The sequence below is a fragment of the Synechococcus sp. A10-1-5-1 genome (assembly GCF_023115425.1).
GTDB lineage: Bacteria > Cyanobacteriota > Cyanobacteriia > PCC-6307 > Cyanobiaceae > Vulcanococcus.
Genome location: NZ_CP096032.1, coordinates 1,147,391 through 1,169,934 on the forward strand (window position 1 = coordinate 1,147,391; position 22,544 = coordinate 1,169,934).

The window sequence follows — 22,544 nt, forward strand, 5'->3', positions numbered from 1 at the left end:
GCAGCCGTGCCTCAACCGGTGTTGCGCATGCCTGCGGCAATGCCGTTGATGGTGAGCAAAGCGCCGCGGAGCAACTCACTGCGGCTGTAGGTCCGGCCGTCATCACTGGCCGCCTCTTCACTCATGGGGGGCTGGCGGTTCTGATCCCGCAGACGACGCAGCAGGGCCACCTGCAGGAAGCCGAGCGGAATGATGGTGCGGTTGCGAAGCTCAACCGAGAGCTGCAGGGCTGGGTCCCCATCCAGAAGGCGCCCATGGCCGGTGATCCCCAGAACGAGGTCCCGGGTCAAGACGAACTCGCGGGCGATGACCGCAAAGATCTCTTCAAAGGCCTCACGGGATTCCGGGCGACCCAGGGACTGGACGTAGTGGTGGGCCAGATCCAGGTCGACCTTCGAGAGGGTCATCTCCACCTTGGAGATCAGCATCCGGAAGAAGGGCCAACGCTGATAGAGCTGCTGGAACAACTCCATCTGGCCGGGATCCTCGCTGAGCTCATCCTGCAGAGCCGTGCCCACCCCGAACCAGCTGGGGAGCAGGAAGCGGCTTTGGGTCCAACCAAACACCCAGGGGATGGCGCGCAGGCTTGAGAGGTCCTTGGCGCCGCTCTTGCGACGGGCAGGACGACTGGAGATCTGCAGCTTGCTGATCTCTTCAATCGGAGTGCACTGCTGGAAGAAGCCCACCAAATCGGGGTTCTCATGCACCAGTGAGCGGTAGTGGCTGCGGGAGCGGGCCGCCAGGCGCACCATCAATGCGTTCCAGTCCGGAGTGTCATCGACGTGACTGGTCACCAAACTGTTTTGAATCACCGCGGTGGTGACCGTCTCCAGGTTGTAGAGGGCCAACTCCGGCAAGGAGTACTTGGAGGCCAAGACCTCCCCTTGCTCGGTGATTTTGATGCGGCCATTCAGGGTGCCGCTGGGTTGAGCCAAGATCGCCTGGTAGGCCGGACCACCCCCCCGTCCGACGGAACCACCGCGGCCGTGGAACAGGCGCAGGGAGACGTCGTGGCGGCTGGCCAGCTGCTGCAGAGCGATCTGGGCCTGGTGGATCTCCCAGTTGCTGGAGAGGAAGCCGGAGTCTTTGTTGCTGTCGGAGTAACCCAACATCAATTCCTGGAGCGGCCGGCCGGTGGGGCTGGAGCTGGCCAGAAGCTGGCGGTAGAAGGGCTCCTTGAACAGGCGCTCCATGACATCCGGAGCGGCCTTGAGATCCTCCACCGTTTCAAACAAGGGGATCACCAGCAGATCGGAGCGCTGGGCCATCGGATCCACCAAGCCAGCCTCCTTGGCCAGCAGCAACACCTCCAGAAGATCGGAGACCGTGTGACTCATCGAGATCACGTAGGTGCGGCAGATCCGTGACCCGAACTCCTGCTGGAGGCGCTGTACGACACGCAGCACGTCGAAGGTTTCCGCCGTCGAGGCACTCCACTTCACGGCCGCAGGGATCAGAGGCCGGCGGGTCTGAAGCTCCGCCATCAACCAGCTGATGCGCTGCTCCTCATCCATCTCCCCGTAGGGCGTTGGCATCTGCAGATAACGGGTCAGCTCATCGAGGGCATCGCTATGGCGGGTGCTCTCCTGGCGGATGTCCAGGCTCGCCAGGCAGAACGCAAAGGTGTGCACCTGGGCGATCAGGTTGTCGAGCGGCTCACAACTCAGTCCGGTGCCCTGGAGGCTCTCGTTGATCAGCTCCAGATCGGTGCGGAACTCATCGACCGTCCCGTAGTGCAACTCCGGTGCCGGGGGAGCGGGCATGGCGCCCTGGTGGCCAAAGTCGGGCTGGGCCGGCCTCGGTTCATGGGGGGCATCCCAACCAGCAGCAGCCTGCTGCTGGTTGCGGGACAAGGTGAGCCGCAACCGCTCAATGACGTAGCTGAGCTTCAAGCGATAGGGCTCAAGCCGGTAGCGAGCGGCCCGCTCTTCGTAGACCTCCGGGAAGCGGAGTCGGTCCATCTCGAGGGATTCGAGCAGGGGCGCACTGACCTGGCTCCACTGCATCGAAATGCTCAGTTGATCGCGGAGGTCTTCCACCGCGGCCAGGTAGCGATCGAGCATCAACTGGCGCTGGTACGAAGCCGTCCTCCAGGTGATGTCAGGGGTGACCGAGGGGTTGCCATCGCGGTCCGATCCGACCCAGGAGCCGAAGGTGCAGAAGGCATCGCTCGGAGGCAGCACGTCGGGATAGTTGGAGCCCAAGGCCGTGCGAATCCGCTGGCGCAGCTGAGGCATCGCCTCAAACAGCACCTGCTGGAAGTAGTGCAGGGCGTAATCGACCTCATCGAGGACCGACGGCTTGAACTGGTGCAGTTCGTCGGTACGCCACCAGAGGCGGATTTCTTCCTCGAGTTGCTGGCGCAGGTTGTCGCGCTCCTCGGGATGCAACAGCTGACTCTTCTGAAGCTGCTGGATCAGAGAGGCCACCCGGCGTTGCTTGTGGCGGACGGTGTGGCGAACGATTTCCGTGGGGTGCGCGGTAAAGACCAGGCGGATATCGAGCTCCTGCAGCAGCTGCTCAATCTGTGCCGGCGGCACCCCAAGACCGCGCAGACGAGTAAACAGCTCGCGGAAGGTCGCGGGCGAGGTCTGGCTCGCCAGGGGCGGAACAAACGGATCGCTCAGTTCCTCGGCGTGGTGGGGCCTCAGGCTGGCGAGATAACTGTCCTCCTCGATGTGCTGCTCGAGGATGTTGACCAGCTGAAAGTAAAGGGAGAAGGAGCGGGCAGCGGCAATCGCCTCCGAGAGATCCATATCCCGGATCAGCTGCACGATCCCCTCTGTCGCTGCTTCAGAAGCCTGATCGGGAGCTCCGCCATCGATGCGGTTGCTCAGCTCTTTCATCCGCAGCAAGCGTTCTGCCTGAGGGGCAGGGCATTCACTGCGCAGCACCGTCTGCCAGAGGTCTTCAACCAACTCCAACCGGTCCCCAAGCAGGCGGGTGACCCGAGGCTCAGCCGCAGGAGCAGAGGCTTCAGTTGCGGCGAGGGTGGGCCCCATAGAGGCGGTTTCGGCAGGGGTGCGATGCATGATCATCCCAAAGCGCCCGTTTCGGGGCTGGTGCTTAGGGCACCAAGACGGGTTTCCAGCTGCTCAAGATCCGCTGCGGCCGAGGCAATCAGCTCCGCCACGGACGCACCCTGGGCATGGGAGTGGAGCCATTGCATCGCCTGATTGCCCTGGGCCAAGACCTGTTGCAGCGGCGTCAGCAGCTCAGCAAGCTGCAGCTCACTGGCGAGGGCCTGCATCCCATCGAGCTCAGCAGCAATCCAATCGCGGGCCACGATCGGCGATCCATCACGCCAGTGGAGCAATTCGGCGTCCAGGCTGCTGCGGGCTGCGGCCTGATCATTGGAATCCGCTAAGGCCGCGAGGGCCTGGGGGTCCAAACCACTCGCCAAGAGCGGGTCGCAGCCGGAGGAGTCCCGCAGGAGCTGGTGAAGACGCAGCTCCACAAAGGCCGTCAGCGCCAGCAGTAACTGGGGATCAGCGACCAGGTCACAGATTCGGATCTCCAAGCGATTGAGGTCGTAGGGGCGTCGCTCGCCGTTGGGGCGCACAGACGTCCAGAGATGACGCACGTTTTGCATCGTGCCCAGCTGCAGCTGCTCCTCCACCCACGCGATGTAGTGGCCGTGGTTCAGGAACAGGGGAACCTGCTCCGGTGTGAGCGGAAATTGCAACCAACGCTGGGAATGGGCACCCGTGACCTGCCCATCGACAAACGGCGAGCAGGCGCTCAAGGCCAGCAGCAACGCCGCTTCACAACGCACCAAGCGACAGGCCGCAAACAGCTGATCGAGATCCGTCAGGCCGAGATTGATGTGCACGCTGGCCGTCACCACCCGAGTGCCATAGGACGACTCGATGTAGGCGTGATAAGGGTTCTCGGGGTCCGAGCGCTCGAAGCGTTGGCTATCCCCCGTGCTCAAGGTGCTGCCTGGGAGCAGGGTAAGCCCGCGCTGGGCCAGCCAAGGGCGCAACCGGCGGCGGGGCTCCAGCAGCAACTCCAACTGCGTGGCGTAGCTGGCCTCGGGGGGCGTGATGTATTCGAGGTTTCGGCAGTCGGGCTCAGTGACAAAGCCCTCCAGGGCCGATGCCACTTCAGCGGAGCAACCCACCACCGTGCCGTCCGGGCGGCCGGTGTAGAGCTCGACCTCAAAGCCCTTGAGCAACAGGGGGGAGCTCATGCCAGGCAAGCCAGGGCCTTGAGCATGCCCCGGGCCTTATTCAGGGTCTCCTGGTATTCCGAGGCCGGGACCGAATCAGCCACCAGACCGGCGCCGGCCTGGACCTGCACGCGCCAGCGCCCTTCGCCATCCGGTAAGACCACCATGGTTCGAATCGTTATTGCTGTATTCAAGGCTCCGCTGAGATCCATGGCCCCGTAGACCCCCGAGTAGGGGCCCCGGGCATCGGGCTCTAGGGCATGGATCAGCTGCATCGCCCGGATCTTGGGAGCGCCACTGACGGTGCCCGCGGGGAAAGAGGCCATCAACAGATCCCAAACATCCCGGCCTGGATCCAGCAAACCTTCCACCTCGCTGACGATGTGCATCACGTGGGAGTAGCGCTCAATCACCATCAACTCACTGACGCTGACGCTGCCCGGCACACAGACGCGACCCAGGTCGTTCCGACCAAGATCGACAAGCATCACGTGCTCGGCTCGCTCCTTGGGATCGGCCAACAGATCCTTCTCAAGAGCCAAGTCCTCGGCTTCGTTGCTGCCCCGCGGCCGGGTGCCGGCGATCGGCCGTAGGGAGGCCTTGACCCGGCCGCTGCCATCGGCCATGGGCTCCGCCTTCACCATCACCTCCGGGCTTGAGCCAATCAGGTACCAGCCTCCAAAATTGAAGAAGGCCATGTAGGGAGACGGATTCACCATCCGCAGGCTCCTGTAGAGCTCAAACGGGTCCCGCTCGACCGGTGTTTCCAAGCGCTGACTGATCACCAGCTGGAAGACATCCCCAGCGGCGACGTGCTCCTTGGCCGTCAGCACGGCCGCTTCAAATTCATCGCGGCTGCGATTGCTGGTGGTGGGGAGATCCACCGCCGCGTCATCGCGCCAATCCAGGGGTGTCACGCCTGAGGGCAGGGGCTGATGCATGCGCTGCTCCAGCGCATCCAGGCGAGCCACCGCAGCGTCGTAGGCCGCCGTGGCGTCGGGCTCGTCCTGGAGATTGACGTAGGCCACCGCCGTGAGCTGACGCTTGACCTGGTCGAAGGCCAGCAAGCTATCGGCGAGCATCCAACACCCATCGGGCGGCCCCTCTGGATCGGTGGGGTGAATCGGAACGCTGGGTTCGATCCAACGAATGAGTTCGTAGCCCCAAAAACCAAAGAGTTGCCCCAAGGGGGGCAGTCCAGGGACCGCTGGGGCGTCATAGGCCGCCAGGGTGTCCCGCAGAAGATCAAAAGGATTGCCGCTGAGGGCACTGCGGCGCCCATCGCGCCAGCACTGTTCAGCCGCCTCACCGCGCACGCTCAGGGTCCAGAGCGGATCACTGACGACAAAGCTCCAGCGGCCAATCTGCTCACCACCCTCAACCGACTCCAACAGAACGCCGTGCGCACTGCCGGCCCCCACCTTGAGCCAAGTGGTCAGGGGCGTTTCCAGATCCGCCGGCCAGGTGCGCCAAATCGGGATGTAATTGCTGCCCTCCTTGGCCTGGGCCAGAACAGTCGCGCGGTCAGGAGAGGGCATCACTACGACGACGGGCAGGCAAAAAAAACGGGGCGCTTAGCCCCGCCTTTATAGAGGTTGAAGCACCGACCGCTGCTCGCAGCAGTGCAGGTCCTAAATCAGGAATCGAAGGTGTTCTTGCCGGTGAATTTGATGCTGGCGGGGTTGCCGTTCTCACCGATGCGGCGAGCGTTGTGACCCACCATCTGACGACCCTCGTTCACCTTCTCGGGGAACACACCGTCCTTGGGATGCAGGAACTCGGTGTCGCCGCCGGGGAAGATCCGGTAGATCTTGTAGTCCTCGATCCGGGGCTTGAACTTGGTGCGCAGCTGAGTGCCCAGGGCCAGGCACTGCTCCTTGCGAGCGAAATACATGATGTTCTCGCCCTCATTCATATGAGCAGCACCACCGGTGGGCAGCTCGAAGGGTTGGACCTTGCTGCTGGTCCAAGTGATGGCGTACTTCTCTTCGGTCTCAGCGGCGTTGAGCAGACCGCCGGTGCTGCCGATGTACTTCGGGAGTTGACCGCTCAATGTCATGGCTGTTCCGGAGGGGGTGTCGGCAGACCGCAGACCGTTTCAGTCGGAAGCTAGCACCGTGTTTTCGGGGGAACTAAAGCTGCCGCCCCTCTCTTCACACCCGTCAACAATGCCCCCTGAATCAGGCCACTGGGAAAAAGACCGTGAGGTCATTTCCAGAGCGCTCCGCCAACCGTCCTCCCAGGCTGTGAAACAGGCGCTGCGTGGCTTGACGGCTCAGTTGCAAACTGCCGGTCCCTGGGTTCCAACTCAACACAGGTCCCACACGCTGATGCAGGTCTTGTTCACCCTCGCTTGAAGTCAAGGCGGCGGCACTCAGCCGCAACTTCAGACGGGCCCCGGCGGGTTGAAGGCTCAGCTGCACCACCGCTCCAGCGGGCAGACCGCGGCTGAAGCGATCCATCAGCCCCCCCAAGACCGTTTCCAGGCGCGCTGGATCGGAGAGCACCGAAGGGAGCTCCGGGGTCAGACAGAGCTCCAAGTTCAGGCCGCGGCGCTGCAACTGCTGCCTCCACCCGGTTTCCAACTGACCCAGGAGCTGACTGAGATCGGTCCGGGCCAAGGCATGGGCGGGCGCAGCCCTGGTCGGCTCCCGTTGCAGTTCAGCCGCAAGAAAAATCAAGCCAAAGCGATCGATCTGCTCGCTGCATTCCCCATCGATTTGGTGCAACCGTTTGCGCACCAAATCTGTGAGGTCTCCGCGCCGCAGCAAGGAACGAATCAGGGTGCGAATCGTGGCTAAGGGTGTGCGGACCTCGTGGGTCAAGGCCTCAAGAAGGGCCAATTCACTGCTGGGGCTTGGGCTGCTCTCGGTACCACTGCTGCGGTGCACCAAGGGCTGCAGAGTCAGGCTTGGAGCCATCGCCGCCAGGCGTTCGGCCAAGCGGGGCCAAAACAGCTGCGCCAGCTGCTCGTCGTTATGCAAGCCACCCAGGGCCTGAATCGCTTGGCGCAGGGCCTGCCCCTGCTGCGGATCGCTGTCTTGCAGGCGTTCATCCAACAGCGATAGCGCTGCTGAGAGGGTGGGAGGGTCAAAGCGAACCACCAGCTGACGCTCCTGGACTTGCCCCACCAGGGCCATGGCCATCTGCAGCTTCGGAGTGATCAGCACCAACAGGGGATCCGTGCCATCGCTGTCCTCCAGGGCCAAGCGCTGAAACCCCCCACTGACCGAAGGGGTGGCCGCCGCGGCCGGCAACAAGGGGGAGGTGTTCTGCAGCAGGTCCTTGAGTTCGGGTGGAGCCCAGACCCAGCCCTGAAACTGCTGCAGCAGCGTGGGTTCATAGAGGGCCGGGAGCGGAGAGGCCAACCAAACCCCGGGCTGCGCCCCTAGGGGCAGCAAGAAATCCTCTTGGAGCGTCGCCAAGGCGGCCCACCACTGCCGCCGCACGCTGTCTTCATCGCAGCGACCGGCTGGCATCCGATGGGCCAACTGGCGCCGCACCGCTTCAAAACTGCACTCCAGAGCAGCCATCAGCGGCGCTTGGCCGGCTGCTTAATCCCCCGGGCCACCGAGGCGCACAGGCCTAGGCCAATGAAGTTGACCAACATGGCTGATCGGCCATAACTCAACCAGGGCAGAGGGATCCCTGTGATCGGACCCAAGCCGATGGTCATATTGATGTTCACCACCACCTGGAACATCACCATCGCCCCCACGCCGATCACCACCAAGGACCCCACATCCGTGCGGGCCTGGCCGGCGATCTGCAACAACCGCCAGATCCAGGCAACGAAGCCCAGAACCACCAGAGCAGAACCCAAAAAGCCCGTCTCCTCCCCCAGGGCACTAAAGATGAAATCGGTGTGCTGCTCAGGGATGAAGCGCAGCAGGGTCAGATGGCCTTGGAGCAGGCCGGTGCCGAACCAGCCTCCTGAGCCAATGCCCACGGTGCTCTGAAGGAGGTGATAGCCCCCGCCCAGGGGGTCTTTGTTGGGATCCAGGAACAGGGTCAGGCGGTCCCTTTGGTGGGGCTGCAGGAAGTTGTTCCATAGCCACGGGGTCCCCACGGCGAACAACCCCTGAATGGCCAGCACCGCCAGGGGGGCGAGGCGTTTCCAAGGGAGCGAGCGCGACGCGACCACCGCCATGGCGGGAATCCAGAGCATCAGCGACCAGGGGAAGACCCCGGCAAGGACCGAGGTGACCACCGGGGAGATCAAGAGCACCACCCAGGCCCCCGGCATTCCCGACCAAAACATCATCACAAGCAAGACCGCCCCAAACACCAAGGAGGTGCCCAAGTCGGGCTGGATCAAGACCAGAAACCAGGGGATGCTGATCGTCGCGACCGGGCGAACCAGATCCACGGGCCGCTCAACGGGGTGGCGCGACAGGACCTGCGCCAACAGGAGGATCGTCGCGATCTTCGCGAATTCAGACGGCTGCACATTGAAGCCAGCGATATTGATCCAGCTCTGGGCACCCAGAGCACTAACCCCAATCAGGCGCACGGCGATCAAGCTGGCGACCATGGCCCCGTAAATGGGCCAGGTCCAGCGGCTGATCCGCTCCACCGGGACCTTGGCGAGCAGCAGGGCGATGACCAAACCCACGGCGGCCGTCACCCAGTGCTGGTACCAATCGGCGTAACCGGCTTGACGCTGGGTGCTGGCGATCAGGAATCCGGCGATGAAAATCATCGCCAGGGGAATCCACCAGAGAATTTTGTCGACGCCGGCAAACCAGCGACGCCTGCGTCCATCTCTTTTGAAAAGCAGGCCTCCGCGGCGGCGATCCCAGAAGCCCGAGAGCGTCATCAGCGGACGGTGACAGGAAGACGTGTCGCGAGCGCGGCAAAGGCGGCGGCCGTTGCCGACTCCGGCGCACTGATGGTCACGGGGCGACCACCATCTCCGCCCTGCACCACCGCCAACTCCATCGGCAACTGGGCCAGCAGCGGCACACCACTCTCATCCGCCAGGCACTGCCCCCCACCGGAGCCAAAGAGCTCGTAGCGCTTCTCCGGTGCATCCGGAGGGATAAAGGCCGTCATGTTCTCCACCACACCCAGCACCGGAACGCCGAGCTGCTGGAACATTGCCAAGCCACGGCGTGCATCCTGCAGGGAGACCATCTGAGGGGTCGTGACGATGATCACGCCAGCCATGGGAACCGCCTGGGCCAGGCTGAGCTGGGCATCGCCGGTGCCCGGCGGGAGGTCAACCACGAGCACATCCCGCTCGCCCCACTCCACCTGGTAGAGGAATTGGCGAATGATGCCGTTGAGCATCGGGCCGCGCCAGATCACGGGCTGATGGGCATCGATCAGCAGCCCCATCGAAACCATGGCGATGCCGCAACTCTCAATGGGGGTCAAGACCTGCTCGTTGCCGCTGCCTCGCACCTGGGGGGTTTGATCGGCAACCCCCAACATCGTTGGTGCGTTCGGGCCGTAGATGTCGGCATCGAGCAGGCCGACCTTGAGACCGGTCTGAGCCAGGGCACAGGCCAGATTGACCGCCACGGTGCTTTTGCCCACGCCGCCTTTGCCGCTGCTGACGGCGATGACCTGTTTGACGCCCGGGATGGCCTGGCGCTCGGGACCACCGCCGCCATGGCCCGCAGCCCCGATGGGCGCACCGGCATGGGGTGAGGCCTGCTGCTGCGCCTGGGTCAACTCGATTTGCACGTCTTCGATGCCACCCAGCTGCAGCAGGGCACCGCGCGCATCGGCGGCAATCCGATCCCTCTGGGACGCGGCGTAGCCGGGCAGGGCGAGCTGAAAGACCACGCGATTGTTCTGGACCCGGACCTGTTGGATCCACTGCAGCTCGAGAAGGCTGCGGCCGGTCCCGGCGTCTTTCAGGGGCTCGAGGGCGGCGAGGGCCTCTGTCAGGGCCTGGTCTGCGCTGGCCATCGGGCGATTACACGGTGCCCCGGATCCTAAAAGCGCTGGCCAGCTCAGGCATCCCCAGAACACCAGAGGGGTGGGATCACGAACCCTCTCGAAAACTTGTGCAGCGGCGGGTTGGACTGAAAAGGTGGTGTGAATCCCCATGCCTCACGGCGCGAGCATCGATGTTGAAGGGTCTGCTGTCCCGTGCCAAGGCCAAGCTGGCGAGTGAGACCTCGGCAACCTCCAGCCCCGTCGCTCTTGAGGCGCCTCCCGCGAACTCCCGGGAGCGGGCCCGGGCCCTAGTCATGGGCCTGCAGGATTCGATCTGCGCTGGCCTGGAGCAACTCGACGGCGGCGGACGCTTTGAAGAGGAAAGCTGGGTTCGCCCGGAAGGCGGTGGGGGCCGCTCCCGCGTGATCAAAGGCGGCCGGGTGTTCGAGCAGGGAGGGGTGAACTTCTCCGAGGTGGAGGGCACCGAGCTGCCCCCCTCGATCCTCAACCAACGCCCCGAAGCCAAAGGTCACCGCTGGTATGCCACCGGCACCTCGATGGTGCTGCACCCCCGCAATCCCTACATCCCCACCGTCCACCTCAACTACCGCTACTTCGAAGCGGGTCCGGTCTGGTGGTTTGGCGGCGGCGCGGACCTCACCCCCTATTACCCGTTCCTTGAGGACGCCCAGCACTTCCACCAAACCCTCAAGAACGCCTGCGACAGCGTCAATCCCGCCTACTACCAGGTGTTCAAGCCCTGGTGCGACGAGTACTTCTATCTGAAGCACCGCGATGAAACCCGCGGTGTTGGCGGAATCTTCTACGACTACCAAGATCCTCGGGGCGTCCTCTACAAGGGCCAAGCACCGGAAGGCCCAGCCGCTGCCGCCGGTCAGGGCGTCGGTCAGATCCAGCAGAGCTGGGAGCAGCTGTTCAACCTGGCCAGTGCCTGCGGGAACGCCTTCCTGCCCAGCTACGTGCCGATCATCGAGAAACGGCAGAACACCCTCTACGGGGAGCGGGAGCGTCAGTTCCAGCTCTATCGCCGCGGCCGCTACGTGGAGTTCAACCTGGTCTTCGACCGGGGCACGATCTTTGGCCTTCAAACCAATGGCCGTACCGAGTCGATCCTGATGTCCTTGCCACCCCTGGTGCGCTGGGAATACGGCTACAAGGCAGAGGCTGGCAGCCGCGAGGCCCTACTCACCGACCTGTTCACCAAGCCCCAGAACTGGCTCGGGGACAACTCACTGTTGGGTCGGTGCCAACCCCACGGCGCCGTGAGCTGAGACCGGCGGTGGTGCCGCCACCAAGCGGTGGCGGCCTAAACCAGCCTCCAAGGCAGCCACAACCCGTTCACTGATCACCGCCAGGGCTTGATCGCGACTGCGGGGATTGCGCAGGGCAGGCTCAAGCGGAGCCTCGAGCTTTCCGATCTCCAGCAGGGTGATGCCCCGTTTCGGACCGCCCAATCCACCACGGAAGCCCAGGGGATAGCCCCCAAAAGCGACCGCCAAGCTTTCATCCAATGAGCTCAAGGGGCGATGCAGGGCAGGGATCACCCCAGAGCCAATCCCATCAGGCCCGTAGGCATCGAAATGAATCTCGAGGGCATAGCCCCCTGCTTCGGCGTGGGCCTTACCCACACTCCAATTCGTACGCGGATCGTCGCCATTGACGATCGTGCGCGCCGGAGGGTCATAGAAGCGGATGTTTAGGCCGCGCTGGCGGCCGAGCTGAACGACGCGGCGAGCAACCTCCAAATTCCAATAGAGCTCGTCACGGATGCCGGGCTGCATCGGCCGGGCTCCGCGGATATCCACGGAATAGCCCGAGGTCCCAGAGCCGGGGATCTTCTGGGAATCGGCATGGCCAGCCATGACCAAGATCGGGACCGTACTGGCGACTTGCCGGGCCCCAATCCAATCACGCCCCAAACGACCGCGAGGCCCGGTCAGGGCATCCGCGGCACCGGGGGCTGGAGCGGGGGCCTGCGCGTCAGCGGCCAAAGCCAAGCTGGCGGCAGCCAGGCTGGCCAACAGCAGCGTGCGGCGCCGGGGAAACCTCATCGGGCCATCCTGGCTCAGATCGGCGAATGCATCAGATCACCGACGCCAAAGAGCCCGAGTTGAGGCCCCATTTCCTGCTCCAGGGCAATCAACTCATCGCGATGCGCCCGCATCTGCAAAGCACTCCCCGTGGCCTCGTCGTGGCTGATTAATCGCAATTCCACGGTCTCAGCGCGAGCTGCGCGGCGGCGATAAACCACCCCCGCCAAGGGCCCCAGCAGGGTGAGCAGCAGGGGCCACCAGGCCAGGGAGGGCAGCAGCTGACACAGAACCAAGCCCAGACAGGCCGCGCCGACCCCTCCCAAGAGGGAGAGCAGCAGTGCCAAGGACCCACTGGCCTCGACCTGACCGGAGAACTTGAGCAGACGGCGCTCCGGGTTGGCCTCTTCGGCAACCCAGCCCCGGCCCTGCAGCCACTCCGCCAGGGCTGGAAGCACCTCTAACGGGGGCTTGGAGGAGCGAATTTCAACGACGGTCGTGCGGTCCTTGCTGGCGGCCCGCAGAAAGAACACCAGGCCGATGACCAGCAGCAGCGTGAGGGGCAGGGTGGATCCCAGGGCCTGGGGCATGGCTGCTGGCGTGAAGATTTCGCTCATTCTCGTCGAGCCAGTGATGCCATGGCGCCATCAACTGCTCTGCGTCGCTGCGTCGGGTCTCCAGAAGGTGCAACATCCGCCTCGGGCGCCCTCGACTGGGGCAGCGCTTGGCGTAACTGGCGATCGCGCCGTCTTGATCCAGAAAGCCCAAAGCCTGCTGCAACACGGTCTCTGAAAGCCGCAACTTGGGATGGGAGGACGAGAGGTCCTGCATCAGAGCCGTTGGATAGGTGTCGGCCTCGAGCAACCGCTCCAAAATCCAGCAGACCGCCAGCTCCAAACTCAGGTGCTGAACGGGGGGACGCTCGAAAAAAGCCCGAATGGACTCCAGACCAGACCTTGGGGGCAAGGGGCGAGAACGCATTGATGGAGAGGGCCACGCGCTAACCACCTGCTAGCGCGATCTCAGCTTGATACGCAAAAGCGACAGATGATCTTGAGATTTGCTCCTGGTCCGCGACGATGGTGAGCAGTTGAGCCCCACCCCTTGAGCAGCGCTTCCTCCGCCGTCTCCGCCCCTGCAGCGGGATCTAGCCCTGCTCGCTTCGGCGTCCTTGACCGCGATCTCACACCGGAATGGCATGCCCTGCTCGGAGCCTCCAGCGCCCTGGCGGTGGACACCGAAGCCATGGGCCTGATCCATGGCCGCGACCGCCTCTGCCTGGTGCAAATCAGCGATGAGCACGACAACGTCTGCTGCATCCGCATCCACCGCGGCCAAAGCGAAGCGCCGCTGCTCAAGGAGCTCATGGAAGCAGCCGCGATCGAGAAGGTCTTTCACTTCGCCCGTTTTGACGTTGCCGCCCTCGCCGAAGGCCTGGACATCCACGTCACTCCAATCTTCTGCACCAAGATCGGCAGCCGCCTTGCCCGCACTTACACCAATCGCCACGGCCTCAAGGACCTGGTCAACGAGCTCTGCCACGTGGAACTCGACAAAGGAGCCCAAAGCAGCGACTGGGGCCGGGTCGAGGAGCTCAGCGAAGCACAGCTGGCCTATGCGGCCAATGACGTGCGCTATCTCCTGGCCGCCCGCGAAAGGCTGATCGAGATGCTGGTACGCGAGGACCGCCTGGCTCTGGCCCAGCGCTGCTTTGCCTGCATTCCCGTCATTTCTGATTTGGATCGCGGCCGCTTCGGCGCGATCTTCGAGCACCGCTCCTAAGCGAGGGGCTCAGTCATCCCCGAGGTAGTTCTCCTCCTCCTTGACCGCCTCAAGCAGCACATCCAGCAGCTGACGCGATTCGTGGCCCACCCCTTGGGCTTCAACGAGTAGGCGCTGGGCGATCAGCAGACGCCCAGCGTTGTCGCGAATCCCCTCCTTGGCCGCCACCAGATCGACCTTGCGGCGGGCCGAGGCGATGCTGATGCTCAAGGCACTGGCGAGCTGTCCGCAGGCTTTTGCGTAGTCCTTATCCTGGGGAGCAGCCATGGGGCGAAGCAACGCGTCAGTTGTCAAGCCACCATCATCCCGTTGCGCCCTCCTCACCCCCCAGCAAGCGCTCTTCGAGGGCCCGCGCCAGGGCGGCGCTGCCGCCCGCTGGCCCCATCCGCTGAATGCCGATGGCGCCCAGCTGACGGGCGAGGTCAGGCTGGCTGAGCAACACCTCCGCCCGCTGGGCCAAGGCGGCTTGGGACCGGCAGACCCGAACCGAACCACCGAGCAGGCGACTCTGGCGCTCGGCAAAACCCCGCTTGAACTGGGGGCCTGGGCCAGGCAACGACAGCGCCGGGATCCCCAGCCCGACCAGCTGCTCGGTGGCCGTCCCCGCGGAGGCCAGCCCCAGTTCCGCCCAGCTGGCCCAGCGCGAGAAACAGCCGGGGCCGATCAACAGCAGGCGTGGTCCGCAGGCCCAAACCGCCGCCGCCCCGAGCTCCGCGAGGACCTCGGGAGGCTCGATGGGCTCGTAGCCCAGGCCCTGCAGCAGCAACTCCCACTCGTGGGGAGCCGGACGGGAGCCTATCGGGGCCAGCACCAGCAGGGGCCCATCGCAGTGCACCTGAGCCAGGGCCTCCAGCAGGCGCTTGAGATTGCCGGTCGCCTCGGGCATTCGGCTACCGCCGAGCAGCAGCAGACGTCGCCAATCCCGAAGGGCCAGCGGCAGCCCCCCCTGATCCAGGCCGTCCATCATTGGATTCCCCGGCGCGATGGCGGCCACGCCATGGCGCCGCAAGCCGCGGGCCGTCAGCCGATCCCGCATCGCCGCCATACGGCAGCGGGCGCAGCGCATCAAGGCCCACTCCCAGGGGTCCCATTCGCTGCCTTTGAGGCGGTGATAAACCGCCGCCAGACCCGCTGACCCCGGACCGCTGGCCCAGGTGTAATCGCTCTTTGGGGTTCCGATGAAGCCGTAGGGCCCACCGCCGGCCGAAGCCAGCAGCAAGGGCAGCAGATCCCCCACCGCTAAGACCGGATCGCCGCTCTTGCCCCAACGGCGCACAAAGCGCCACTGACGCAGGGTGAGGCCCAGAACCCCAGCCCAGAGATCCGCCAACAGGCCCCGCAGGCTCTGGTTGCTGAAGCCACCGCTGGGCAGCTGCCGGCGAGGGCCCACCCTCCGCAGCAGCCCCTGCGCTTCGGCCCCTTGATAGGCGGCACCCTCACCCACCATCGACAGCACCGCCACCTCGATGTCGGGGCGCCGCTGCTTTAACGCCTGAATCACCCGCAGGGCGATCAGGTCTTCCCCATGGCCGTTGCTCAGGACCAGCAGGCGGCCAGGCATCCCGTGACTGATACGATCCGTCCCTGGGAGTTTGCTCCCAAGCGGCGGCATGGCCAAGTGGTAAGGCAGAGGATTGCAAATCCTTTACCCCCAGTTCGAATCTGGGTGCCGCCTCTGAGAAAATCCCCCAAACACCCGGTCAACACTGGTGTTTGGGGGATTTTTGATTTGAAACGAAGGGTAGGTAACCGGTAGGTAACGGACCACCCACAACCAGTCCCCAAAACGTCCCTGGGACTTACCTACCTCAACCCTCGAAAACGAGTGGATCGACCGCGCCAACCGCTGCCCACTGCGTTCAGAAACCCAAGGGTTGCCAGGACGCTTTGAAATGCCGCACGCCAACGGGTTTGCCCGTATCAGAAACTCTGTACGGTTCCTTTGTTCGGAAACGCCAAGGGTTCTGACCGATGCCCAGATCCATCGGGTACGCCAGGTGCTCGACCACACACCAGGACACCAACGCTCAGGTCACTGAACTGCGGTCTGCTGGGTGCGAGGAGGTCTTTGCCGAGAAGGTGTCCTCCCGTGCACCGCTGGAGAAACGACCCCAGTTGAGACGGTGCCTGGAGTCGCTGCAGGAGGGGGACGAACTGGTGGTCTCCAAACTCGATCGCCTCGGTCGATCCCAGGTGGAGGTGATCAACCGTCTCTCTGACCTCCAGACCAAGGGGATCTACGTCCGCACTCTGGACGGTCTGATCAACACCAGAGGACTCGGGAAACTCGCCCCACTGGTGATCGGACTGCTGACGGGTCTTGCTGAGGTGGAGAGGTCACTGATCCAGGAACGCACCCTGGAGTCGGTTGAACACCGCAGAAGGACAGGAGGAAACAACCTCGGTGGGCGCCCGAAGACCTCAGACAAGAAGGAACGACTGGTGGTTCGCCTGAGAGATGAGGGTGAGTCCTACAGATCGATCCGAGATCAGACGGGACTCTCTCTCGCAACGATCCAACGGATTCTCAAAGACCACATCACCACTACCGCTTGATGCCATGACCAAGATCGACATCCAGTACCAAGACCAGTTCGGGAAGTGGAGACACCTCCAGACGAAACACAACGAGGGAGATGCGTACCGCACTGCTGCTAACCGTGCCCGATCCACAGGGAAACGCCATCGACTGGTGGATCAAGACGGAACTCTTTTGGATTTGATCGATCCTTGAGAGAAAATGCGGAAGTCAATCTATAAACTCTCCAGAGGGATCCTAAATATCGAGAAATATTCTCAGAAATAATGCCCCGCTCAATGCCCATCTTAACCTGAGACTGCGTGGGATCGAAAGAGGGCATTCAGATCCCTTCCGCTGCAGTCAGTTTCAAGGAATACAGGTGCTGCAAGGGGTTTCATGGGTGCCCAGAACCACTGGTATGACTAGGTTTTGAACACTCTCCAAAATAAGTCAACCTAAAACCTTGAGTCTCATCTCAGGGGTCGCAAAAACGCTTGACGTGACCGCCAATCTGCCCTATACTGACGTACGTCAGGGGTTGGTCAGAGACCTTCCCTGAGACGCAAATCGAATACCCTGCAACTCGCAAGAGTTTTCTTAAATATCTAGACATTCCCTCTCTGGATACGGTCAACACAAACCGCAAAAGGTGTAGTCAATAAACTGACTATAAACCCTACGCAGAAGTCTGCGAGAACAACGAAAATATTGTCCAAATGGATCCAAAATGAAAACAAACACTAAAGTCCAAGTCGCATTCAAAGTCACAATTCTCGTTGAACAAATCACCTGTTGTCCTGATTGGATTGGGGACGAGGATGGATATTTCACTAACTATGAACTTCCTGGATACCTGTTCGAAATTCGTCCTCTAGATCAGTTACTAAAACTTGGATTCTCTCTGGACATGACAGAGGAGGAACAATGTGAATGGTTGATGAACATTTTTGATCACAAAGAGATTTATGCACGCATCGCAGATGAGTATGGTGAAGACGTATACGACTTCTATGGAGAAGAAAGTTGCATGGACTTTTCCATATCTTCTGTTGAAATGAATCTCTGGTCTTAAGTTCAATCCTTATTTCCGCAGGATGTTCCGCGCATCTTGCGGATTCTTTTAAATGCATTTTTAAATATGCGTGCGTGATTTATCGCTAGATCTTTCTTGTTGAGTAAGGGTGCTTGGGTTGACTTTATGTCGACAGATGCGTCAATCACCTATATAGTTAGTAAACACAAAGACAAAGGTGCTTAGACCCTTTGCAGAGGTAGAGATCGTCGAACTTTGCTTTAAGAGTCTCTGGAGTCTGTTGGATTCCCCAAGGGGGACTCGGTGTACCTCAAAATAACTCCAAAAATTCTCAAAACTCCAGTGATACCAATGGATCTCAAGAAATCAACCAAATACAACCACCAGAACAGAACCGAACGAAGTGAGGGTCATTCACGACCGAAGGGAGTGAATCAGTCAAGATCCTCAAGGACACTCCTGAACCAGAAACTCCAAAGAATCCATCAAAAGACCAGATCGCATCCAAAGGTTCTCCAGGAACTCATCAGAGATCAATGGGAGAACAACTTCCGACCCCAGTGGTTCATCACATTGCTATGGAAAGGTCTCCCGACTCGATCTGAAACCGTCATCAGTCACTCAAGACACTTCAGGAACGTGTTCTTGACCTCGCTGTTGAACCAACCCCTCAAGAAACTTCCTGAACCACCCTTTAGACCCCACCTGGTGTTCTTCCATGAACGGAAACTTTTAATCCATGAGGGTCGTCAGGTTCTCGCGTTCCACACCCATCTTCATCTGGGTGCTCTACCTGACCCTCTGAACCACCTCTGGTACCTGGACCACCTGATCCACCAGAAGGTCTCTCCAAGGGTCCAGAAACTCCTCAAGACCACTTCAGAGGGGAACAGGGGTGTGGTGATCAAACCATGGAACTGGGACCACCATGCGTTCTACAACCTCAAGGACTAGTACTCCTATAGACACCACCAGGACCCTGATCTGGTTTTGGATTACGAGAATTCAGATCTGGTGTTCTAAACAGAATAAATAGAGATGTCCCCACCAGAGACATCTCTATGAAGACCCTTGCCAAATCAGATCAAAGAAATATCAATCTGTTCTTTGGAAAAAGAAATCAGACCACTCTGCAAAAGTTTGATTCCTTGTCCAATCAACTCAGACGATCCAGGACGGGTACTCTGGATTTCCTGATTACTCACTATGAATGGTTCCAGAACAACCGTAGTGAGGTGATCAGATGAATATCACCATTCGACTGACCAAGGTTGAATCTGAGATGCTGAAGGAACTTCAGAAGAAGGATAAGAGGTACAAGAAGGGATTGGGTGAGAAGGTCAAGTCAGACCTTATGTCCGACTACAGAGGGAGTTGAGGTAGAATACAAATATTCCTACCCCCCCCCTATGGGAAAGAATCCGTATTCAGATCTTCCTAAGAGTGCATTCTGGAAGACAGGGGTTGCTCAAGAGAACCCCTATGCAATAGAAGGTATTTACAAGAAGAAATTTGATATCCCTGCTAGCGCGAAAATCGCAACTGCGGGATCTTGTTTTGCTCAACATATTTCTCGTCATCTCAAAAAGAATGGATACAACGTTTTGGATGTAGAACCACCGCCACCAGGACTACCAAAAGATCTGCATCAGAAGTTTGGATTCTCGATGTATTCTGCAAGGTACGGGAATATTTACACTGTTCGTCAGTTATTGCAACTTGCTCAAGAGGTTGCGGGCGAGTGGACCCCTCAAAATTACATTTGGGAAAAGAACGGAAAGTTTTTTGACGCTTTAAGACCTGCTGTTGAACCAGAAGGTCTCGATTCACCAGAAGAGGTCGCAGAACATCGTCGATATCACGTCTCACGAGTCAAAAAACTTTTAGAAAGTCTTGATTTGTTCATCTTTACGCTTGGACTCACTGAAATGTGGGCACATAAGGAGTCTGGAACTGTCTACCCAACTGCACCTGGGACTCTTGTCGGTAACTTCGATGATGATCTTTTCGAGTTCCAAAATTCCCGCTTTGGTCCAATCAATAGCGATATGAAATGTTTTGTCGAGGTGCTTAGACGTATTAGAGGAGGCAAGAGTTTTCAAATGATTCTGACTGTTTCTCCTGTTCCGTTAACCGCTACAGCAAGTGGACACCACGTATTGCCATCTACCGTTTATTCTAAGTCAACATTGCGTGCGATAGCAGGTTTATGGGCAGACAGACCTTTTGTAGACTATTTCCCTTCTTACGAAATAGTCACAAACCCCAGGATGCATTCAACTTCGTTTGCGGATAATTTAAGGTCTGTCAGAGATGAGACGGTTGAAGTTGTTATGAGACATTTTTTTTCGGAGCATTCCGTTTTCAAGATTGACAATAAAGCACTCCATCTCAGCGAATCAAATCAGCAGTCAATAGGAGATATTCAGTGTGAAGATGCACTATTGGAGGCATTCTCGAGATGAAAGGTCTCGTTGTCGGTAATTCACAATGTGGAATCTTGTACTCCGCCTACAAATCATTGGCAGAAGAAATAAGAATTGAACTTGATTTCTTTGCAGCGCCTGGGGGGAACGGACCATGCCTCACGTTATGTCAGGATCCACTGTCGATACAGTTCAAATTTTTATCTGATAGATCCAGGAAATACTTTAAATCAAACGTGACGGACGATCCAAAGTTCAAAATACGAATAGAAGATTACGACTTCGTTCTTCTCTCAGGCGTTGGTGACGCAGCACTGAGGAAACAATTTAATTTGGTTGAGAATAAAGCGGTTGTTTCGGGGATCTGCGATTCAAATTCTCAAAGAACGCTCCCTCTTATTTCAAAGTCTGTATATCTTTCTATTTTAGAGAATAGATTAAGAAGAAATCCTTCGTGCATAAACATTTCTACTGTAGGGAGTTTGTGCGATAAACTCGGTAAAAAATTATTTGTTCAGATGTTCCCATTGCCTACGCCTAATCTCGTCGATCAGGAGCATTTTTCGATGCAGCATTTCGGCGCTGACTTGGGCAGATTTCTTTCCTGGAGGTACTGTGAAAGGTCGCGTCTGATCAGCGAGATACACTCTGCCACTTCGTTTGAGATTCTTGACTATGATAAAAAGTGGATTCGTGATGGGTTTTTCCCCGATGAGTTTGCTTATAAAGATGCATGGCATCCTAAAGTTGGCGAATGGTTCGTGCTTAATCGTCTAAGTCAACTTAGTCTTTGATATCATCGGATTGGTAAAATGAATTTGATAGGCACTCTCTGATTTTGCGAAAGCACCAATATTCATTCAATTGCCTGTAAAATTATTGTGCTTGAATTTCTCTGGCGCCTTTATTCTTGAGTGTCTGCTGTCCAACTTTTTATTGGTCGAAGGAAGTCTGTCTTTTTTCTTGTGTGTTTTTCTTGATTGTTGGGTCTACACCGTGCAAGGTCCTCGATGCAAAACTTAGGTATAAATAATCTGATGTCGGATTTTTTTGATGGTCGAAAATATTCGCCAGTTCTCTCTGAACTCTCTGCCTACAAATCATGAACGTATGGGTTTCGCATCCAGTCGGTTCCAGTCGCTCCTTTGAGTTGTCCTCAACCAGTCGCCAGTGCCCCAGTTGCCCTCTTCGCATCGTAGTGGAAGTAGTGCTGCTGGATGTACTCGATTGAGGTGTCGCAGTTGTTGCAGAAGGTTCTGAACCTCAGGTCTCTCCTGCTCTTTTGACCATTGTCCACTTGCCCTCTCCAATCGTCTGACGAGACTCTCTTGCAGTTCTTTCTGCGTCGATGTACCTGAGATAAGTATTTCTGAGTTGATCTGGACTGGTATGACCATTGTCTGCGAAGGAATTGATCTTTGGAGGAATTGCCAATGACGGATCTTCTTCGAGAGTCAGTCGGAATGCCGTATGCCGAATAGTCGTCCATTTCCTTCCTGCTGAAGGGAACTCATTCCCAAAGGTTTGCTCCATAACATGCTTCAAGAGAAAGTTCAGGGTCTTCAGGACGTGACTGTCTGCTGGATTTCCTGATGGTCTTTCGATCTGGGGAAGAACTAGATAACCAGATGGTTTTCTCCTTTTGAGTCGCTCCCAGAATCTGTATGCATCGTTTCTGTAGTGGGTCGTCTGGTGGATCGGACGATCCTTTTTTGTGGTCTCCAGATTGCAGACCACCGTTCTGTTTCCCTGGTCCTTGAACCACTCGCTCCTGAGTCGGTACATGTCTTCTGCCCGCAAGTAAAAGAACCACTCCAAGAGGAGTGCGTCATAAAGGTCAACCCAGTTGCGTTGGTTGAGTCGGTTGTTCTTGCTCCACTCCAAATCCAAGTACTCGTCTGGATCCAGGAGTTTTCTTGCCGAGTCAAAGGATAAGTCCACCACTGCTGCCAGTAGTTGATCCCACTGTTTCTGGGTCAGGTGCTGAACCTGTTTGGTCTGCTTGCTGATCGCGGGAAATCTCGGGAATGCATGTCCAGGGAAATCGTCCTCTGCCAACACCAGAAGTTTGTTGATGAGGGTCTTCTGCTGCCCTTTCATCCCGCTGCCATTTGACCCATTGCTCCCTCTTGCCCGTCTCTCAAGAAGGGAGAAGTAATCCTTGAAGTCTTGACTGGTGATCAGGTCAACACTTCTTGTTGCCCATGGTTGGTGACGGATGCCGTATTCATCCGCCTCCCACTTCAGGGACTCCTCTCGCCTCCATCGCTTGAAATTCCGCTGTGTCTCCCTGGTTCGGGATTCCGCCTGGAAGTACTTGTCCCAGTAACTAGTCAGAGAGTTCTTGGTTTGCTCGTGCTGCTGGTCCAGTTGTGCCCTGCTGCCGCTCTGCCACTGCTGGAACAGAGAGACCGATCTCTTCGCTGCCTCGTAGGGGTCTTCCGTTCCCGTACTCCTCTGTACGGTCAAACGCTTCCCCAGACCCCCCTTGGATCGCCCCTGATGCGGTCGTGGGTCCTCGTTGGGGTCTGGCAACCATTCCGCGTACAGGACGCGTGTATGGGTCTGTCGCTTGATCCTGAGGTTCTGCGGGTACGAACCACGCACACCGAAGACCTTCGAGACGTTCAGGGTCGTCCAGTTCTCAGGAAGTGACTTGCCCACCTCGCTT

General features: G+C 59.1%; 20 protein-coding genes and 1 tRNA gene. 7 read left to right on the plus strand and 14 right to left on the minus strand.

Going from position 1 to position 22,544, the window contains the following annotated elements; genetic code table 11:
* Nucleotides 1–11: 11 nt before the first annotated feature.
* From ppc to MY494_RS06350, 7 genes are all read right to left on the minus strand, one after another.
* Entirely contained in the window at nucleotides 12–3,038 is a 3,027-nt protein-coding gene (ppc, locus tag MY494_RS06320; protein ID WP_371820699.1) for a phosphoenolpyruvate carboxylase, read from the minus strand.
* On the minus strand, nucleotides 3,035–4,192 hold the full coding sequence (gshA, locus tag MY494_RS06325; protein ID WP_247911849.1) for a glutamate--cysteine ligase: 1,158 nt from the start codon (nucleotides 4,190–4,192) through the stop codon (nucleotides 3,035–3,037). The genes ppc and gshA overlap by 4 nt, the downstream gene beginning before the upstream one ends.
* Nucleotides 4,189–5,709 carry an anthranilate synthase component I family protein gene (locus MY494_RS06330; RefSeq protein ID WP_247911850.1) on the minus strand — a complete coding sequence of 507 codons (1,521 nt, stop codon included), beginning with the start codon at nucleotides 5,707–5,709 and terminating at the stop codon, nucleotides 4,189–4,191. The genes gshA and MY494_RS06330 overlap by 4 nt, the downstream gene beginning before the upstream one ends.
* Before the next feature lie 98 nt (nucleotides 5,710–5,807).
* Complete coding sequence (locus tag MY494_RS06335) at nucleotides 5,808–6,230, minus strand: photosystem I reaction center subunit II PsaD (RefSeq protein WP_247911851.1); 423 nt, start codon at nucleotides 6,228–6,230, stop codon at nucleotides 5,808–5,810.
* 121 nt (nucleotides 6,231–6,351) lie between these two features.
* Complete coding sequence (locus tag MY494_RS06340; RefSeq protein ID WP_247911852.1) at nucleotides 6,352–7,704, minus strand: sensor histidine kinase; 1,353 nt, start codon at nucleotides 7,702–7,704, stop codon at nucleotides 6,352–6,354.
* Nucleotides 7,704–8,990, minus strand: coding sequence for a rod shape-determining protein RodA (rodA, locus tag MY494_RS06345; RefSeq protein WP_247911853.1), 1,287 nt, complete (start codon nucleotides 8,988–8,990; stop codon nucleotides 7,704–7,706). The genes MY494_RS06340 and rodA overlap by 1 nt, the downstream gene beginning before the upstream one ends.
* Nucleotides 8,990–10,090, minus strand: a complete 1,101-nt coding sequence (locus tag MY494_RS06350) for an Mrp/NBP35 family ATP-binding protein (RefSeq protein WP_247911854.1) — start codon at nucleotides 10,088–10,090, stop codon at nucleotides 8,990–8,992. The genes rodA and MY494_RS06350 overlap by 1 nt, the downstream gene beginning before the upstream one ends.
* A 284-nt stretch (nucleotides 10,091–10,374) precedes the next feature.
* On the opposite strand from MY494_RS06350, the gene hemF reads away from it, so the two are divergent.
* The gene (gene hemF / locus MY494_RS06355) at nucleotides 10,375–11,352 is read left to right on the plus strand and encodes an oxygen-dependent coproporphyrinogen oxidase (protein WP_371820713.1); all 978 of its coding nucleotides are present in this window, start codon (nucleotides 10,375–10,377) and stop codon (nucleotides 11,350–11,352) included.
* Here the strand turns inward: hemF and MY494_RS06360 are convergent.
* Genes MY494_RS06360 through MY494_RS06370 form a run of 3 tightly spaced genes read right to left on the minus strand, consistent with a single transcriptional unit; the run spans nucleotide 11,311 to nucleotide 13,092 of the window.
* On the minus strand, nucleotides 11,311–12,132 hold the full coding sequence (locus MY494_RS06360; protein ID WP_247911856.1) for a dehydrogenase: 822 nt from the start codon (nucleotides 12,130–12,132) through the stop codon (nucleotides 11,311–11,313). The two genes, hemF and MY494_RS06360, sit on opposite strands and share 42 nt — an antisense overlap.
* Nucleotides 12,133–12,146: 14 nt before the next feature.
* Nucleotides 12,147–12,701: a cofactor assembly of complex C subunit B gene (locus MY494_RS06365; RefSeq protein ID WP_247911857.1), complete on the minus strand. Its 555-nt coding sequence runs from the start codon at nucleotides 12,699–12,701 to the stop codon at nucleotides 12,147–12,149.
* Complete coding sequence (locus MY494_RS06370; protein ID WP_247911858.1) at nucleotides 12,598–13,092, minus strand: Pex protein; 495 nt, start codon at nucleotides 13,090–13,092, stop codon at nucleotides 12,598–12,600. Before MY494_RS06370 ends, MY494_RS06365 begins: the two co-directional genes overlap by 104 nt.
* 123 nt (nucleotides 13,093–13,215) lie before the next feature.
* Between MY494_RS06370 and MY494_RS06375 the strand changes: the two genes are divergently transcribed.
* Nucleotides 13,216–13,893: a ribonuclease D gene (locus MY494_RS06375; RefSeq protein ID WP_247911859.1), complete on the plus strand. Its 678-nt coding sequence runs from the start codon at nucleotides 13,216–13,218 to the stop codon at nucleotides 13,891–13,893.
* A 9-nt stretch (nucleotides 13,894–13,902) separates the two neighbouring features.
* Here MY494_RS06375 and MY494_RS06380 read toward each other — a convergent pair whose 3' ends face one another.
* Nucleotides 13,903–14,160 (minus strand): hypothetical protein, encoded by a 258-nt coding sequence (locus MY494_RS06380; RefSeq protein ID WP_247911860.1) that lies wholly within the window; start codon nucleotides 14,158–14,160, stop codon nucleotides 13,903–13,905.
* Between the two features lie 34 nt (nucleotides 14,161–14,194).
* Nucleotides 14,195–15,454, minus strand: coding sequence for a lipid-A-disaccharide synthase-related protein (locus MY494_RS06385; RefSeq protein WP_247911861.1), 1,260 nt, complete (start codon nucleotides 15,452–15,454; stop codon nucleotides 14,195–14,197).
* Nucleotides 15,455–15,497: 43 nt separating this feature from the next.
* Here MY494_RS06385 and MY494_RS06390 point away from each other — a divergent pair.
* Together MY494_RS06390 and MY494_RS06395 are read left to right on the plus strand one after the other, a co-directional pair.
* Nucleotides 15,498–15,568: transfer RNA gene (locus tag MY494_RS06390), tRNA-Cys, on the plus strand.
* 296 nt (nucleotides 15,569–15,864) lie between these two features.
* Nucleotides 15,865–16,449, plus strand: a complete 585-nt coding sequence (locus tag MY494_RS06395) for a recombinase family protein (protein WP_247911862.1) — start codon at nucleotides 15,865–15,867, stop codon at nucleotides 16,447–16,449.
* On the opposite strand, the gene MY494_RS06400 is transcribed toward MY494_RS06395, so the two are convergent.
* Complete coding sequence (locus tag MY494_RS06400; RefSeq protein WP_247911863.1) at nucleotides 16,439–16,579, minus strand: hypothetical protein; 141 nt, start codon at nucleotides 16,577–16,579, stop codon at nucleotides 16,439–16,441. The genes MY494_RS06395 and MY494_RS06400 overlap by 11 nt on opposite strands.
* 562 nt (nucleotides 16,580–17,141) lie before the next feature.
* Between MY494_RS06400 and MY494_RS06405 the strand changes: the two genes are divergently transcribed.
* From MY494_RS06405 to MY494_RS06415, 3 genes are all read left to right on the plus strand, one after another.
* Nucleotides 17,142–17,486: a hypothetical protein gene (locus tag MY494_RS06405; protein WP_247911864.1), complete on the plus strand. Its 345-nt coding sequence runs from the start codon at nucleotides 17,142–17,144 to the stop codon at nucleotides 17,484–17,486.
* 1,370 nt (nucleotides 17,487–18,856) lie between these two features.
* Nucleotides 18,857–19,912 (plus strand): GSCFA domain-containing protein, encoded by a 1,056-nt coding sequence (locus tag MY494_RS06410; protein WP_247911865.1) that lies wholly within the window; start codon nucleotides 18,857–18,859, stop codon nucleotides 19,910–19,912.
* A complete protein-coding gene (locus MY494_RS06415; RefSeq protein WP_247911866.1) occupies nucleotides 19,909–20,667 on the plus strand; it encodes a hypothetical protein in 759 nt (252 codons plus the stop codon). Before MY494_RS06410 ends, MY494_RS06415 begins: the two co-directional genes overlap by 4 nt.
* 469 nt (nucleotides 20,668–21,136) lie before the next feature.
* Here the strand turns inward: MY494_RS06415 and MY494_RS06420 are convergent, their stop codons facing one another.
* Complete coding sequence (locus MY494_RS06420) at nucleotides 21,137–22,537, minus strand: hypothetical protein (protein WP_247911867.1); 1,401 nt, start codon at nucleotides 22,535–22,537, stop codon at nucleotides 21,137–21,139.
* Nucleotides 22,538–22,544: the final 7 nt, after the last annotated feature.

Coding starts and splice junctions, on each gene's coding strand:
- ppc (WP_371820699.1), bottom strand. CDS start 3,038: ATGATCATGCATCGCACCCCTGCCGAAACCGCCTCTATGGGGCCCACC.
- gshA (WP_247911849.1), bottom strand. CDS start 4,192: ATGAGCTCCCCCCTGTTGCTCAAGGGCTTTGAGGTCGAGCTCTACACC.
- MY494_RS06330 (WP_247911850.1), bottom strand. CDS start 5,709: ATGCCCTCTCCTGACCGCGCGACTGTTCTGGCCCAGGCCAAGGAGGGC.
- MY494_RS06335 (WP_247911851.1), bottom strand. CDS start 6,230: ATGACATTGAGCGGTCAACTCCCGAAGTACATCGGCAGCACCGGCGGT.
- MY494_RS06340 (WP_247911852.1), bottom strand. CDS start 7,704: ATGGCTGCTCTGGAGTGCAGTTTTGAAGCGGTGCGGCGCCAGTTGGCC.
- rodA (WP_247911853.1), bottom strand. CDS start 8,990: ATGACGCTCTCGGGCTTCTGGGATCGCCGCCGCGGAGGCCTGCTTTTC.
- MY494_RS06350 (WP_247911854.1), bottom strand. CDS start 10,090: ATGGCCAGCGCAGACCAGGCCCTGACAGAGGCCCTCGCCGCCCTCGAG.
- hemF (WP_371820713.1), top strand. CDS start 10,375: ATGGGCCTGCAGGATTCGATCTGCGCTGGCCTGGAGCAACTCGACGGC.
- MY494_RS06360 (WP_247911856.1), bottom strand. CDS start 12,132: ATGAGGTTTCCCCGGCGCCGCACGCTGCTGTTGGCCAGCCTGGCTGCC.
- MY494_RS06365 (WP_247911857.1), bottom strand. CDS start 12,701: ATGCCCCAGGCCCTGGGATCCACCCTGCCCCTCACGCTGCTGCTGGTC.
- MY494_RS06370 (WP_247911858.1), bottom strand. CDS start 13,092: ATGCGTTCTCGCCCCTTGCCCCCAAGGTCTGGTCTGGAGTCCATTCGG.
- MY494_RS06380 (WP_247911860.1), bottom strand. CDS start 14,160: ATGGCTGCTCCCCAGGATAAGGACTACGCAAAAGCCTGCGGACAGCTC.
- MY494_RS06385 (WP_247911861.1), bottom strand. CDS start 15,454: ATGCCTGGCCGCCTGCTGGTCCTGAGCAACGGCCATGGGGAAGACCTG.
- MY494_RS06395 (WP_247911862.1), top strand. CDS start 15,865: ATGCCCAGATCCATCGGGTACGCCAGGTGCTCGACCACACACCAGGAC.
- MY494_RS06400 (WP_247911863.1), bottom strand. CDS start 16,579: ATGGCGTTTCCCTGTGGATCGGGCACGGTTAGCAGCAGTGCGGTACGC.
- MY494_RS06405 (WP_247911864.1), top strand. CDS start 17,142: ATGAAAACAAACACTAAAGTCCAAGTCGCATTCAAAGTCACAATTCTC.
- MY494_RS06410 (WP_247911865.1), top strand. CDS start 18,857: ATGGGAAAGAATCCGTATTCAGATCTTCCTAAGAGTGCATTCTGGAAG.
- MY494_RS06415 (WP_247911866.1), top strand. CDS start 19,909: ATGAAAGGTCTCGTTGTCGGTAATTCACAATGTGGAATCTTGTACTCC.